The 13592-nt window shown below is 68.8% G+C and carries 15 protein-coding genes and 4 pseudogenes; 11 read left to right on the forward strand and 8 right to left on the reverse strand.

What is annotated here, in order from left to right:
- Positions 1-1383 precede the first annotated feature (1383 nt).
- Entirely contained in the window at positions 1384-1641 is a 258-nt protein-coding gene (locus AC07FV_RS14705) for a hypothetical protein (protein ID WP_479087381.1), read from the reverse strand.
- 264 nt (positions 1642-1905) lie between these two features.
- Between AC07FV_RS14705 and AC07FV_RS14710 the strand changes: the two genes are divergently transcribed.
- Together AC07FV_RS14710 and AC07FV_RS14715 are read left to right on the forward strand one after the other, a co-directional pair.
- Complete coding sequence (locus AC07FV_RS14710; RefSeq protein ID WP_479087382.1) at positions 1906-4422, forward strand: helicase associated domain-containing protein; 2517 nt, start codon at positions 1906-1908, stop codon at positions 4420-4422.
- Between the two features lie 39 nt (positions 4423-4461).
- Positions 4462-4890: pseudogene (locus AC07FV_RS14715) on the forward strand (methylenetetrahydrofolate reductase); the annotation flags it as partial.
- Here AC07FV_RS14715 and AC07FV_RS14720 read toward each other — a convergent pair.
- Together AC07FV_RS14720 and AC07FV_RS14725 are read right to left on the reverse strand one after the other, a co-directional pair.
- Positions 4824-5186, reverse strand: coding sequence for a VOC family protein (locus tag AC07FV_RS14720; RefSeq protein WP_479087383.1), 363 nt, complete (start codon positions 5184-5186; stop codon positions 4824-4826). The pseudogene AC07FV_RS14715 and the gene AC07FV_RS14720 overlap by 67 nt on opposite strands.
- Positions 5187-5350: 164 nt before the next feature.
- Positions 5351-5527, reverse strand: a pseudogene (locus AC07FV_RS14725) (LysR family transcriptional regulator); the annotation flags it as partial.
- A gap of 17 nt (positions 5528-5544) precedes the next feature.
- Between AC07FV_RS14725 and AC07FV_RS14730 the strand changes: the two are divergent.
- The 4 genes and pseudogenes from AC07FV_RS14730 to AC07FV_RS14745 form a co-directional block, all read left to right on the forward strand.
- Complete coding sequence (locus tag AC07FV_RS14730; RefSeq protein WP_479088016.1) at positions 5545-5664, forward strand: hypothetical protein; 120 nt, start codon at positions 5545-5547, stop codon at positions 5662-5664.
- Positions 5610-5867: a helicase associated domain-containing protein gene (locus AC07FV_RS14735; protein ID WP_479088018.1), complete on the forward strand. Its 258-nt coding sequence runs from the start codon at positions 5610-5612 to the stop codon at positions 5865-5867. The genes AC07FV_RS14730 and AC07FV_RS14735 overlap by 55 nt, the downstream gene beginning before the upstream one ends.
- Positions 5868-6179: 312 nt before the next feature.
- Positions 6180-7118 (forward strand): MerR family transcriptional regulator, encoded by a 939-nt coding sequence (locus tag AC07FV_RS14740; RefSeq protein ID WP_479087385.1) that lies wholly within the window; start codon positions 6180-6182, stop codon positions 7116-7118.
- Between the two features lie 72 nt (positions 7119-7190).
- Positions 7191-7286: pseudogene (locus AC07FV_RS14745) on the forward strand (IS982 family transposase); the annotation flags it as partial.
- Between the two features lie 47 nt (positions 7287-7333).
- Here the strand turns inward: AC07FV_RS14745 and AC07FV_RS14750 are convergent.
- Positions 7334-7490: pseudogene (locus tag AC07FV_RS14750) on the reverse strand (IS5/IS1182 family transposase); the annotation flags it as partial.
- 404 nt (positions 7491-7894) lie between these two features.
- Complete coding sequence (locus tag AC07FV_RS14755; RefSeq protein WP_479087386.1) at positions 7895-8470, reverse strand: RHS repeat-associated core domain-containing protein; 576 nt, start codon at positions 8468-8470, stop codon at positions 7895-7897.
- 130 nt (positions 8471-8600) lie between these two features.
- Between AC07FV_RS14755 and AC07FV_RS14760 the strand changes: the two genes are divergently transcribed.
- Complete coding sequence (locus tag AC07FV_RS14760) at positions 8601-8822, forward strand: hypothetical protein (RefSeq protein WP_479087388.1); 222 nt, start codon at positions 8601-8603, stop codon at positions 8820-8822.
- Positions 8823-9146: 324 nt separating this feature from the next.
- On the opposite strand, the gene AC07FV_RS14765 is transcribed toward AC07FV_RS14760, so the two are convergent.
- From AC07FV_RS14765 to AC07FV_RS14775, 3 genes are all read right to left on the reverse strand, one after another.
- Positions 9147-9392, reverse strand: a complete 246-nt coding sequence (locus tag AC07FV_RS14765) for a hypothetical protein (protein ID WP_479087389.1) — start codon at positions 9390-9392, stop codon at positions 9147-9149.
- Between the two features lie 235 nt (positions 9393-9627).
- Positions 9628-10128 (reverse strand): hypothetical protein, encoded by a 501-nt coding sequence (locus AC07FV_RS14770; protein WP_479087390.1) that lies wholly within the window; start codon positions 10126-10128, stop codon positions 9628-9630.
- Complete coding sequence (locus AC07FV_RS14775; RefSeq protein ID WP_479087392.1) at positions 10125-10670, reverse strand: hypothetical protein; 546 nt, start codon at positions 10668-10670, stop codon at positions 10125-10127. Before AC07FV_RS14775 ends, AC07FV_RS14770 begins: the two co-directional genes overlap by 4 nt.
- Before the next feature lie 757 nt (positions 10671-11427).
- Here AC07FV_RS14775 and AC07FV_RS14780 point away from each other — a divergent pair.
- The 4 genes from AC07FV_RS14780 to sigJ all read left to right on the forward strand — a co-directional run bounded on the left by AC07FV_RS14780 (position 11428) and on the right by sigJ (position 13519).
- Positions 11428-11751 (forward strand): hypothetical protein, encoded by a 324-nt coding sequence (locus tag AC07FV_RS14780; protein ID WP_479087393.1) that lies wholly within the window; start codon positions 11428-11430, stop codon positions 11749-11751.
- Between the two features lie 3 nt (positions 11752-11754).
- Complete coding sequence (locus AC07FV_RS14785) at positions 11755-12072, forward strand: hypothetical protein (RefSeq protein ID WP_479087394.1); 318 nt, start codon at positions 11755-11757, stop codon at positions 12070-12072.
- 40 nt (positions 12073-12112) lie between these two features.
- Positions 12113-12337, forward strand: coding sequence for a hypothetical protein (locus AC07FV_RS14790; RefSeq protein WP_479087395.1), 225 nt, complete (start codon positions 12113-12115; stop codon positions 12335-12337).
- A 225-nt stretch (positions 12338-12562) separates the two neighbouring features.
- Complete coding sequence (gene sigJ / locus AC07FV_RS14795; RefSeq protein WP_479087396.1) at positions 12563-13519, forward strand: RNA polymerase sigma factor SigJ; 957 nt, start codon at positions 12563-12565, stop codon at positions 13517-13519.
- Positions 13520-13592: the final 73 nt, after the last annotated feature.

Genomic DNA, 13592 nt, shown 5'->3' on the forward strand with positions numbered 1-13592 from the left:
GCGCATCCCGCTCACCGGCCTGGCTGCGCCAGGCCGGTGACGCTCCGTCCGCTGCGCTCCCGGAGCGCGGGGGCTGCGGCCCCGACGAGGTGGCCTCCGCTGCGCTCCAGCCACCTCGTGGCGCTGCGCGCCAGGAAGGCCGGCCCCGCTGCGCGGTGCGGCCAACGGGCCTGCGGCCCGGGCGGCGAGGAGAGGGGGCCGGGGCCAGGCGGTTCTACTCGGGCTGGGTCACAGTCAGAGCCCAGCGGACACTGTCATCTGAGGCGTCAACGCCCACAGTGAAGGAACCTCGCTGCACGCCCCCGGGATCCATGGTCACCGAGCCCACACCCGCACTGCCGGCAGGACAGTCCACCGAAAACTCAGCCACGCGTGCCTGCTGCGATTCCATCGTCACCGCCACACTGCCTCCGCCTTCACAGGCCACCGTGAGCACGGTCGACAGCCCTTCCCATGCCCCACCGGACGCGACCCCGCCGTCCCCCGTCCACTCCGGCACCCACACCAAACCCTCAGGCCCGGGATGAGGAAGAAGACCACCATCCGCCGCGGCCGGCACCGCCCCTGCGCCCACCGCCCCGAAAGCCGCCAACAACACCACTGCTACGGTCCTACGCGCATTCATCACGTCTGCTCCTCCTGATGGTCTGTCACGGCCAAGACAGTGTGACGAGAGGGAAGACCGCCACGCATGAGTACAACGACTCATGGCATCCAGAGCACTGTGCGCCTCAAACGGTCCGGCCCGAGCAGAAGGGCACGGAGGTGAGGGCTTGGCTCACTCAGCCGTCGCGCGCTGCGGCTTTCCTCCTGGCCCGGCTCGCCACCCACTGCGTCACCACGTTTACTACGGCCACGAGAACCACGAAGACAAGCGCGTCGAGCCATGTTCTGCCTGTAACAGTGCGCCACACCACCGCGGCCGACCCGTAGATGGCCACAACGACCACCCAGCGCACCCACCGTCGAGACCACCACCCGGCCAACCAATCGCGTCCCCGCATGCCACCTCGGCTACCCCAGAACGCGCCTAACGAGCACCGCACCGGAGCCGAGCTACAGAGAGCTCCCGTCGTCTGCCTGGACCGCGTCCTCATGGCGTTTCAGTCGGGTGAAACTCTGGGCCGCGAGGGCCGGCCAGATGAATGCGCAGGCCCCCGGGAACCACAGGTTGAACCCCGCGGGCCCGTACTCCCCCCGCCCCAATGCCAGTCCGAATTAGACCAGCATGAGCACCGCCACGGCGAGCTGCACCCACCGCATCGTCCGCAGCGTCTCGGCCTTACTCTCGGGTAACGGATATGAACGGTCTGCCATGCCTATCGGCTACCCCCAGACAGCGGACGCTTCAACCACCATCTCTCACGCGAGGGGCGCCGACCGCTAGCGCCGGAGCTGCATCGCCTCTTCCTGCCGGTGACGGCGGAGGGTCCGAAGAGTGCCGAGAAGGAAGATCAGAAACATGACGGTGCACGCGGTCGCCCGCACGATCGCTGCCTGGCCTTCATCGCCCTCGATCGTGTCGATCAGCAGTAGGCACCACAGCACCGCACATGCTGCGTGGAACCAGCGCCCGAACCGGATGATTCTCACTGTCCACGCCGGGAGCGGATACTGGCCTCGCCATCTGAACTGACTCATAGGCTTCGGTTACCCGTCGACAGCTAGTTCGCTCCCGGGTCCCCCTCTGCACGGTAGTGCACCCATGCTTCATTCTCTATTGCGGATGGACTCTGGAAAGTTTTGGCAGCACTGATAGCATTGTTCTCGCCTCCGACTCGCCGTGCCCCGATTTTCTGTGCGCTGGCTGTCCGTGGCATCGCTGCTGCCAAGGATGTACATCTACATGCAGCTTTCCACGGCGCACCGTGCGGACACAGCCATGAGAAGGAAGGCGAGAAGACCGTGAAGGAACTCCGGTCTCACCAGCGGGAAGCCGTAGACTCGGTACTTCGAGCCCTCGAATTGTCTGCAAGATCGCGTGTGCCCGAGCGAGGGCTTCGGACGCAGGTGGTCATGGCGACCGGATCCGGAAAGACCCTAGTCGCTGCCCGCAGCGCCGAAGAGCTCCACGCGAACCGTGTTCTCGTCCTCGTGCCCTCACTGGACCTGCTCGCCCAGACCGAGGCCGCGTGGCGTGAGGGGGGCCGCCGGGGGCCGGTAATCGGGGTGTCCTCGCTGCGGGGTGAGGAGGTGTCCTTCCCCAACACCACGGACGTGGACAAGCTGGTGGAGTGGACGCAGGGCCTGGAGAGGGTGACCGTGTACGCCACGTACGCCAGCCTCGGACTGGGGACACTGGAGCGGGCGCACGCCGGGGGCCTCGCGGCCTGGGACCTGATCGTGGTGGACGAGGCCCACCGCGTTTCGGGCCGGATCGGGAAGCCGTGGGCGGTCGTCCATGACAACCAGAAGATCCCGTCCCTGCGCCGTCTGTACATGACGGCCACGCCCCGGCTGTGGCAGCTCGGGGACGACGACGCGGCCGGCGCACCGGGCGAGCTGGTGGCGAGCATGGAAGACGACCCCGAGGGCCCCTTCGGCAGCCGCTGCTTCACCCTGACGCTCTCGGAGGCCATCGACCGGGGAATCTGTGCCCCCTACCAGGTCGTATGCGTGGACGTCACCGACACTCAGCTCCAGGCCGCGCAGCTCCTGGGCGCCGAAGGCCGCTCGGCCGAAGTCCGCGGGGCGCGGCTCGCCGCCCTGCAGACCGCCCTGGTGAAGGCGTCGGCGGAGGAGGGCTTCCGCAGGACGCTGGTCTTCCACCACCAGGTCCGCGAGGCCGAGGCGTTCGCGGCCGGCCTTCCCGACGTCGCCGCGCAGCTGCACGCCAGCGACCCGGAGCTGTACCCGAAGACGATCTGGGCGGACTGGCTGTGCGGCGACCACAAGCCGCTCCACCGCCGTCGGCTCCTCGGGGAGTTCTCGGCCGGGACCGCCACGGACGGCACCGTGGTGGAGAAGTGCTACCTCAGCTCGGTGAAAGTCCTGGGCGAGGGCGTCGACACCAAGAACTGCGACTCCGTGTACTGGGCCGACGTGCGCGGCTCGATGCCGGACCTGGTCCAGGCCGTGGGCCGGGCGCTGCGGATGCAGCCGGGCGAGGGCAAGGTGGCGAGCCTGGTGGTGCCGGTGCTGCTCGGGCCGGGCGAGACGTCCGACAACATGCTCACCTCCCGGGCCTTCGGCGGGCTGGCCAAGCTGCTGGAGGCGCTGCGGGCGCACGACGCCCGCGTCGTGGAGCAGCTCGCCGAGCAGCAGGCACAAAGCAGCGTCCGGGGCGTGCGGAGTCTCTCGGGCAGCGAGGAGGGCGAGGGAGGCGCGAGCGACCGAAGCGACCGGTTGTCGGTGCCCGCCCGGGAACTGTTGAAGTTTTCCGCTCCCCGTGACCCTGCGCAGCTCGCCGTGTTCATCAACCTGCGTGTCCTCAACCCCGAGCGCGAACACTGGCGGCGCGGCGTGGAGGCCGCCGTCATCTACGCCCGCGAGCACGGCGACCTCCGTGTGCCGTTCACGTTCCGGGTGCCCGCCGTCGACGGCCGGGAGCAGGGGGAGGAAGGTGCGGGGTGGCCGGCCGCGCTCGCCGGGTTCCCGCTCGGGCAGTGGACCGCCGACGCCCGCCGGTTCTACGCCCGCGGCCGTCTGGACGAGGACCGCGTCGCGCAGCTGGATAAGCTCGGCATGATCTGGTCGCACTACGACGTCGCGTGGGAAGAAGGCCTGTCCGCCGCGCGCGGGTGGGCTGCCGAACACGGTCACCTTCTGGCCCCGCTGGACGCCACCTACCAGGGCGCGAAAGTGGGCATCTTCCTGAAGAACGCGCGGGCTGCCGCCCGTAAGGCGCGGGAGATCGAGCAGCGGCGTGCCGAGGGGCTGCCGGTTCAGTCGTCGGCCGGGGCACTGTCGGAGGGGCGACGCGAGCAGTTGGAGGACATCGACCCCGCATGGTGCCCCGCGTGGCCGGTTTCCTGGCAGCGGTGCTTCCACCTCGTGCGGATGCACCTGGACGCCGGTGAGGCGCTGCCCACCGAGGTGGGCGGCATCGTCCGCCAGGGCGAGGACCTCGGGCGGTGGGTGCAGTGGGTCCGGCTCGGCTGGGATCAGCTCACGACCGTCCAGCAGTGGATGTGCGAGCAGGTCCTCGGGATCGAGCCCGCTACCGAGGACGAGAAGCCGCCGCCGCGCCGCACGCAGGCCGACAAGTGGGCGATGCACTACCAGGCTGCCAAACAGTTCTACGAGCGCGAAGGGCACCTCCAGGTCCCCAGGAAGCACGTCGAGACGATCGTCGTCGGCGATGGCCAGAAGGAACGGGAGCACAAGCTGGGGGCCTGGATCGGGAACCAGCGCAGCCGGGCCGCGACCCTGACGCCGGAGCGGATGGAGCAGCTGTCCGCCATCGGGATGCGCTGGACGTAGGCGACAGGCTTGATGCGGGTTGAGCGGGGCGTCGGCCGCCAAATGTTCTTCCGCATCGAGGACTACCTGCGGCTCCGTGACCGGGTGGCCGCCGCGGGCTGTGACACCCCGATCATCCCCGAAATCATGCCTGCCACCAACGTACGCCAGTTCGCCCGCTTCGCGCAGCTCAGCGGCGCGGCCTTCCCTGAGGAACCGGCCTACCGCCTGGACGCCGCGTCCGACAACCCCGCGGGCGGGTTTCGCATCGGCGTCGAGTACGCCACCGCCATGGCGGAGCGGCTCCTTGCGGAGGGGGCGCCGGGGCTGTACTACATCACGCTCAACCGCTCGACGGCGACGCTGGAGATTCACCGCAAGCCACGGGGCGCGAGGAGCACCCGGCACCCCCTCGGGGCCCGTCAGTCCCGCACGTCCTGTGGGTACCAGCGCAGCTCGACGGTGTTGCCGTCCGGGTCCTCGATGTAGATCGACTGCGCGTCGCCTCGGGCGCCGTAGCGGCCGACGGGGCCTTCCAGCACGGTGAACTCGCCCGAGGCGATGACCGCCTGCCAGTCCAGCGGCTCGACGCTCAGACAGAAGTGGTCGACGTTCGACTCGGTGCGCGGGCGGTTGAACAGATCGATGATCAGGGTGGGACTGACCCGTGCCGGCGGGAACGGGGCCTTACCGGCCCGCCATTCGTCCACGCGAACCGGTTCCAGGCCGAGTGAGCCGCAGTAGAACTCCAGGGAACGCTCGACGTCGCGCACGTTGAGCACCATGTGATCGAAGTCTTTTACTCGCACTCGCATGGAAACATGCCTTCCAGTGATGACGGCCCCGTACGTTTCGGCAGCCCGTAGCCGTGTCCGCAGGATGATCCGATGTCCATGAAACCGTGGCCGGGAGGGGAAGAACAGACGGTCCCCGGACGGGGCCCGGCCGGTCACTCCTCCTCGATGCCCAGCAGCTCCAGGAAGGCGGCGGTCGCCGGGGTGCGGCTCTCCCGGCAGCAGATCACGTACTCGGCGCGGGCCGGTGCGTCCGTGACTTCGATCGTGGCCATCCCGGCCAGGCCCGCGACGTACGCGGGCGGGAGCAGGGCCACGCCCAGACCCGATCCCCGACCGCGGCAGCTCGATCCGCAACAACTCCGACCGCACCGCCCGTGTCCACGAGAAGCGCAACTACGCCGGCCGCTGGGTCTGCGTCACCCGCAGCGGCGGCTCCATCCACGACAGGCCGACAAGTGGGCCATGAACTACGCCGCCGCGAAGCAGTTCTACGAGCGCAAGGGACACCTCCAGGTACCGCGGAAGCGCATCGAGTGGACCGTGGGCGAGGACGGGCACGTCCGGGAGGACAAGCTGGGGGCATGGGTCGGGAACTGGCGGAGCAGGGCCGCGGCGCTGGCCCCGGAGCGGGTGGACCTGCTGTCCGCGATCGGCATGCGCTGGACCTGATACACCGAAGCCCGCACGCGAGGTCCGGTGGCTTCAGCAGCCCCTGGCCCAACGGGGAGGGGGCCAGAGGCTGCCTGCCGTGACAGGACGCGCTCTCCAGATGAATGAGTCCAAGGGCTTGTAGCCGTAGGCCCTGTGAGCGGTGGCACCTGTCGGTTCCATGGCTTGCGCCGCGTGTGTAAGGCAGCCCACCGTCCGGGCTGTCTGTGGAAACGGCGTGACGCGTGCCCGGCGACTTGGAGTGCCTCGGCCGGGGCCCAGCTGTGGAATAGCCTTGAGTCTCCAGTGACTGGAGACAGCAGGGTAGGGGGCATGGACGCGACGACCCTCTACTCGATCGGGGAGCTGTCCCGGCGGACCGGCTTGTCTGTGAGGACCATCCGGTTCTACTCCGATTCGGGGGTGGTCGCGCCGACGACTCGAAGTCCCGCCGGCTATCGGCTCTACGACGTCGACGCACTGCGTCGCCTGGAACTCCTGCGCACCCTGCGTGAGCTGGGCATCGACCTGGCCACGATTCAGCGGGTCATGGACCGGGAGCTCTCGGTGGCGGAAGTCGCGGCTGCGCACGTCGAGGCCATCGACGTCCAGATCCGGGTGCTGCAACTGCGTCGGAGTGTTCTGCGAGTCGTAGCTGGACGCGGTTCCGATCCCGAGGAGATCACGCTCATGCACAGGCTCACGCAGCTGTCCGTCGAGGAGCGACGGCGCTTGATTGACGACTTCGTGGAGGGCACATTCGGCACGGTGGATGCCGACCTGGCCGCGGCAGCCATGGTTCGTGCTGCCGCTCCCGATCTCCCCGACGACCCCTCCAGCGAGCAGGTCGCCGCCTGGGTAGAAATCGCCGAGTTGGTCAGCGACGACGCGTTCCGGACCCGGATGCGCCGAATGGCCTTGCACCAGGCCGTCGGGCATACGCCCGCCATTGAGACCGAGGTCGGCGAGGAACTGATGACCTTTACACGTCAGCAGGTGACCGAAGCTATGGAGTCCGGCATTGACCCACTCACCGACAGGGCTGCACCCGTCATCGACGACCTTGTGGAACGCTTCAGCGAGGTGTTCGGACACTCTGCTGACAAGGAGTTCCGGTACTGGATGGCCCGGAGGTTCGAAGAAGCGCACGATCCCAAGGTTGACCGGTATTGGAGGCTGGTCTGGATCGTCAACGGCTGGCAGGTAGTACCGAGCCTGGTCCCGGTGTACTCCTGGCTCATCCAGGCCCTGCGGATGGACCGCGACCTATAGTCACCGCGCTGGGGACAGCCCGGATCACCGGATCGCCTGCGGACATGACGCGAGGGCGTCCACGGTCAGTGTGTGAAGACAGATCTGGACACCCTCGCGACTGCACTCTATGCCCGGATCGACGACGAGTTGAGGGCTTCGCAGTGGTTGCTGCCTGCCCGGCCGGCCGGCCGTCGGGATCGCTCCGAGGCTCAGAGGTCCTGACAAAGGCGCTGGACATGGCGGTAAGTGATCAGGCCAGTGCCGTGCGGCTCGCCCCGTTCAGCGATCACGGGGCGGATCCCTCGCTGCCAGAGCAGGCGGCGGTACTTGTCGTGGTCGTAGCCGCGGTCAGCCAGTAGCGCGTCGGGGGCGTCGGCGGGGTCTGCCGCGGGTGGTGTTGCGGCAGGCGGGGCAGGTCCCACAGGAGCACCTCGGGCATGAGCCGGGTGGCTTCGGCGGCGGACACGGTGAGCGGTCCGAGCTTCGGTCAGCGGTCGATGATGTTGACGTCGATGCCGTCATCGGCCTGTACGAGCCCGCTGCCTCACCGCCGGGCCGCGCACCATCGCGCTCCGCAGGATGGTGCCCAGGCCGCCTCACATGTTCGTGAGGCGGCCTGGGCACCAAATGGGCGGACAGCTATCTACTTCGATCCATGCGGATCAGCGCGATCAGGACAATGACCGCAGCTACCCCGCTCACGACGGCGTAGGCCACGTTCTCCGACATGACAGAGACGACTAGCGCGACCAGGAGACAGACGAGCGACGCCAAGAAGAGATACGCCCGTGCACTCATGGCAGAAGACCTCCGAGGAGTCCGCCAGCAGGAGTATCGGCAAGTTCTTCCACTACGCCATACCCGCCCCTCGTGACCCAGCTGGGGCAGGACTGAGTAGCGTTGTAGCCCGAGACCACGGCGCCGATGGACGCACCCGCAAGGCCAAGACTGGCGCCCGCGGTGAAGGGACTGGCCGCGGCGGCACCGCCAGCCCCCAAAGTACCGCCCACCAGCAGCGCTGTGTCCTTGACGCACGCTTCCGTATCGAGGCCGCTCGGGTCGGTCATACTGACAGGGTCACCACCGGCGTAGAGGTAGGGGTTGGTTTCCTGCCCCGACGGGTCGGGCTGGGTGAAGCGGCCGAGGGTGGGGTCGTAGTAGCGATGGCCCATCTTGTACAGGCCGGTCGGGTCGGCGTAGGCGCCCGCGTAGCGGTACGGCTGGGGGACGGCCTCGGTCGGTGTGGTGCGGGGCAGGCCGGTGGGTCCGTACGCGTAGGTGTGGGTGCGCGGGCGTTCGTCGAAGTCGACGGCGCCACCATGGGCCCCGAACGCCTCGCCGCGAAGCTCGGTGCGTACGCCCGCCTCCACGACTACGTGCCCGCGCCCCCGCCCGGCACGGCCCCACCTGGGCATGCAGGAGAAGAGCTGGCGGCGACGCCACCCGCTCTGTTTCTGGATCGAGCGCGGCCAGCCGTGAGCCCGCCCGTACGATGACCGCGTGACAGCCCGCCGCACCCTTGGCTCCGGCCCTCAGTCAGCGCGCACCATCCGCGCCGCCCAGGCCGACCTGATCGACGCACTGCCTGGCGTCCGTCTCCCGGACGTTGCCGAGCTGCGCGCCCGGGGAGTGGTCGGAGGCCCGTCGGCGACGGCCCCGGCCCCGCGGCGGGCCCTCGGAGCCGGCGGCCGCGCCGACGAGGAGCCGACCCCCACCGCCTGAGCTGGCTTACCGGCTTGCTGCTGAAGGCCGAAGACAATCGATTGGTTGTCGGACAGAGAGGCCCGGCGGCGACAGGTCTACGCTGCACCGCGCAGTGAACAGCGGCACGGTGTCTGCGGGACCGGGCCATTGCGCAGCCCCGACCGTGGCCTGCAGAGACCCCGACCATGGACTGTGCAGCCCCGACCACAGACCGATCATGCAGGTCACAGCGTTGTGCAGCCTCAACGGCCGGATGGTGCAGACCGCCCACGCCCTGCACAGTGCGCACATTCCGAGCCACCTCTGCGCAGTCCGTAGGGACCTGCACCGCGGGGAACGAGGTCACATGCCGAACAGCGGCACAGAGTCCGGGGGCAGGTCGAGGCGAGGACGGTGAAGGCGTACGGGGTGGGGCCACCGGCCGGCCCCGTCCCGGGCGACGTCGACCGCTGCCTCCACCACCAGCTGCGGGTCAACGAGCGTGACGTCCAGGACATCGCGCGTACCCCAGCCGGCGGTGAACGTGCGGCCCGCCCACGGATGCCCGCCCACCGCCGGCGCCAGGACTTCCGCGAGTGCGGCGGTCACGGCACGCGAGCTGGCCCACCTCGCCGGCGACCACCTCGCCGATGTCGCCGAACGCGGCATCCGGCGAGTCTGCCGCAGCGAGCAACTCCCATGGTCCTTCCTCGCCCACACCGGCCTGACCGTTCATCCCCAGACACCATAGAACTGACGAAGCACTCAGTAGCCAGCCAGTCACGGTGACGGCCAGCCCTCGTGGTGTGGACTGGCCGTCGCGGGGCCGGGTTGCTGGCGGACGTCATCCCGTTGTGGGGGGTTCCTGTTCGGCGGCGTTGCCGCGTCCGATGGTGAGGGCCCAGGTGACGGTCGAGGGGGCCGTGACTGCCACGGTGCCGGCCTTGTGGGCGGCGTTCATGACGAGTTGGTTGTAGGTCACGGCGGGCTCTGCTGTGCTGCACTCGAGCGGAAAGTCCGTTCCCAGTACGGGCAGCGAGACCTTCACGGTGCCCGTGCCCCGGCAACTGACCGCGACGATGAGCGCCTTGCCCCGGGGACCCGCGTCGTAGGAGAAGCTCGCATTGCCGCGAGTTTCGCCGCGCTGGCCCGCTGTGTCTTCACCGGCCTCAGGATCGAGCGCGGGCGGTGTGAGCGTAGCGCTGTGCGGGCTGGTCGGTGGGCCCGACGTCCTGGGTGCCGCAGGCGTGGCCGCGTCGTCCGTCTCGTTGCCGGAGGTACAGCCTGCTGCCGCCAGGGCCAGCAGCAGAAGGGCCGGCGCCGCTGTCCTGCGGCGGACCGTCACTTGGTTTCCCACAGCACCCAGCCGGTCCGGCGGGGCGTGTAGATGGTCACGTTCTTCTTCACGTCCTTGGTGCAGTTGGCGTACACGTACTGGTTGTAGCCGTAGGACTTGAGCCGGTAGACGCCGTAGCGGGCGTGGGTGGTCCGCTTCGAGGGAGTGTTGACGGCGATGGTGTTGCCCAGCTTCGCCGTGAGTTCCACGGCGACGTTGACGCTGAACTTGCCTTCGATCTCGGCGACTACGACCGAGGCTCCGGCTTTCAGCTCGCCGGTGTAAGAGATGCCGACCTTTCCGGTTACCTCGGAGGTGAAGGTGGATCTCGCGGTGCGCGAGGTGCCGTTGTAGTTGGCCTGCTCGGCGCCAACGCCGTTGTGGTAGTCCTTGTCCTTGTTGGTGGGCGTGTACCGGTAGCCCGGTTCGCAGGGCCTCGCGTCCAGGGTGTCGCTCGGCTTGGACGTCGGCAGGTCGATCTCGTCATCTCCCGCGGTGGCATCAGGTGCGGGTCGTTGGCGCAGGGGCCTCGCCGGTGGGAGCGCCCTCAATGAGGTCGGTTTCCTCGGGCTCCGGCGGCGGAGCAGTCTCGACGACGGTGGTGTCGGTGGCCGTCGGTGACGGCTCCTCAGCGACTGCGGTGCCGCCGGCGGTCAGTCCGGCGAGGGCAGTCAGGCAGGTAAGGGCCGGCATTTTTGTGGATATGCGGGCTCTACTCATGAAGCCACCAGTTCCTGGTGGATCGCCCCCGTGGCGATCGAGTGTCCCGAACACTAGACGTGACGGCATGTACACAGCCAGCACAGGTGTGTTTTCTGAGCACGATGTGAGCAATCAGCGCAATTGAAGCGGCCAGTGACATTGTCGCCGCGTTGTCGCCGCAACTTGAGACGGGACTGGAGGCGGCAGAGCAGTCCTGCCGGGGTGAAGGGGGCCGGTATGACCGTTGCACTGTCACGGGCGGCGCACTCGGCGAACCGCTGATCGCGCCTCTCCCCCGCCGCTGTCAACAGCTCATGTCACGTCTGTGCTGCGCGGCTTGGCCGCCGCCTTCCTCGCCGTCCTGTCCGTCTTCGCGTCCATGCCGGCTCACGCGGTGGAGACGCTTCCGGTCGCCGAAGCCGTCACCCGCTTCCTGCTGAACGGCACCTGGACAACGACATCGAGAGGTCTTGGGCGCGGCGCCCCGCCCGGAGGGAGCAGGCCACCGCATACAGGAATCGGAACTCGCATCGGACGTAATCAGCGCCGGCGGGATGGGCGGGGACGAGGCGCGCCGAGCACCGCCCCGGGGGAGAGAACAAGGGCATGCTGAGAGCCGGAACGACCCGCACCGACGCCATCAATTTCCTGGATAACGATCTCGTGGCCGGGAGCCTCAACGACGTCTCCATTCGGACCCCCCCCCACATGAAAACGGGCGCGGATGCCGAGGCCGAGATGCGGGCCGTGCGCACGCGATACGACGAGTGGACCTGGAAAACCACCGAGGAGCTCAACCGGCGGTTCAGCGACCGGGAAATCGCGGGACAGCTCCGCGCAGGCCGCTACCGGGCGATCCTCACCGCGCCGCTGAACGAGGCCCGGCTGATGATGTACGTGGAACTCTCCGAGCTCCGCGACTACTTCTGATCCGTGGCCAACCGGGTGCGTGCCGTGCAGGAGCGGTACGGGCGCGGCGGTGCCGTCCGGTACGCGGTGCTGGACACGAACACCACGCTGCACTTCACGCGGTTCGGCAAGGTCTCCTGGCAGAAGGTGTCCGGGAAGGGCGCCGCGGTCATGGTGCCGCACCTCGTGGTCGAGGAGATCGACACCAAGAGCTACCAGACCGGGGAGAAGAAGATCTCGGGCGGGCGCGCGGCGTGTTCCGGCTGCTGTGGTCGGTCCTGGAAGCAGGAGCCCAAAAGTCGATCGCGGACGACGGAACCCCGTGTTCGTCGCGGCCGATGAGCCCGGGCACGCCCGCCTTGCTGTGCCGGACGACGAGTTGGTGGCCTCAGCGCTGCGTCTGCACCGGGCCGTCGCTCCCGCGCAGGTGGTCCTCGTCGGCCGCGACATCGGTGTACGAACCCGCGCCCGCACCTGGGGGCTGCCTGCACGGCCCCTGCCCGACACGTACCTGATCGAGGGCGGCGAGCTTCGCCAGCAGGAACTGGAACAGGCGGCCGCCGAGCTCGTGCCTGGTGGTGACGTACCGCAGCAGGCGGAACCGTAGGAATCCGCCGCTTCCTCCCCCGGTTCGGCGGCACGTCAGGCGTGGGGTGTTCCGCGGGGCCAGCGCTGCTAGGCCTGGTGGACCTGGCCCCTCGATCCGCGGCGAACAGCCATCCAGGAGGGGAAACAAGCAGCCCGCGCACAAGCCACCGCACAAGCCCGCGCAAGCACCTGTCCAGGTCCGCTTACGGGTGCGTGTCCAGCCGCGTCGTTAGGATCGGGTGCCATGCCGCTGACGATGACCGATGTGGACCGCTTCGAGGCCGCGCGCCCGCGCCTGGAAGCCATCGCCTACCGCATGCTCGGTTCCGCAGGCGAGGCCGAGGACCTCGTGCAGGAGACGTATCTGCGCTGGCAGGCGGCCGATGTCGAGCGGATCGAGGTTCCCGAGGCCTGGCTGACCAAGGTGCTCACCAACCTCTGCCTCAACCAGTTGACCTCGGCTCGCGCGCGGCGAGAGACCTACGTCGGGCAGTGGCTGCCCGAGCCGCTGCTCGAAGGCGATCCGATGCTCGGCCCGGCGGACACGGCCGAGCAGCGTGAGTCGGTCTCGTACGCCGTCCTGACGCTCATGGAGCGGCTCTCCCCCAACGAGCGCGCGGTGTACGTGCTCAAGGAGGCCTTCGCGTACGGGCACCGGGAGATCGCCGAGATCCTCGAGATCAGCGAGGCCGCCAGCCAGCAGACGTTCAGCCGGGCGAGGAAGCGCCTCGCGGAGGAGAAGGGCGGCAAGACGCGCACCGAGATCGACAAGGCGGCGGCGAAGCGGATCGTCGAGGAGTTCCTCGCGGCCGCGACCAGCGGGCGGACCGAGCCGCTCGTGAAGCTCCTGACCTCGGACGCCATCGCGATCGGTGACGGCGGCGGGAAGGTCCCGGCGAAGGCCACGCCGTTCGAGGGTGCCCTGGCCGTGGCCACCTTCCTGCGCGGGATGTTCAAGCCCGCCGACAGCAAGCGCCGCCTGCTCGGCGGCGCGCCACAGGCCTACGCCACCACGGCCAACGGCTCCCCGGCCCTCGTCGTCGTGGTCGAGGGGCGGGTTTTCGGGGTCATGTGCCTGGAGCGCACCGAGGAAGGCATCGTCGCCGTCCGCAGTCAGGTCAACCCGGACAAGCTGGAGCGGGTCACGGATTCCTGGGCCGCGTCGGAGCACGGTGAACCGCTGGTCCTGGAGGCCTGGTGACCGCACCCGAGGCGGTGTGACGCAGGTCACTTTCTCTGTCTGTCAGGAATCCGGGGGCTGCCCGGTTCAAGGG

Source organism: Streptomyces sp. NPDC045956 (assembly GCF_056430705.1).

Excerpts from the sequence above, each read along its gene's own strand:
- AC07FV_RS14720 (WP_479087383.1), bottom strand. The coding sequence starts at position 5,186 with ATGGTGCTCAACGTGCGCGACGTCGAGCGTTCCCTGGAGTTCTACTGC.
- sigJ (WP_479087396.1), top strand. The coding sequence starts at position 12,563 with ATGCCGCTGACGATGACCGATGTGGACCGCTTCGAGGCCGCGCGCCCG.
- AC07FV_RS14780 (WP_479087393.1), top strand. The coding sequence starts at position 11,428 with ATGCTGAGAGCCGGAACGACCCGCACCGACGCCATCAATTTCCTGGAT.
- AC07FV_RS14705 (WP_479087381.1), bottom strand. The coding sequence starts at position 1,641 with ATGAGTCAGTTCAGATGGCGAGGCCAGTATCCGCTCCCGGCGTGGACA.
- AC07FV_RS14740 (WP_479087385.1), top strand. The coding sequence starts at position 6,180 with ATGGACGCGACGACCCTCTACTCGATCGGGGAGCTGTCCCGGCGGACC.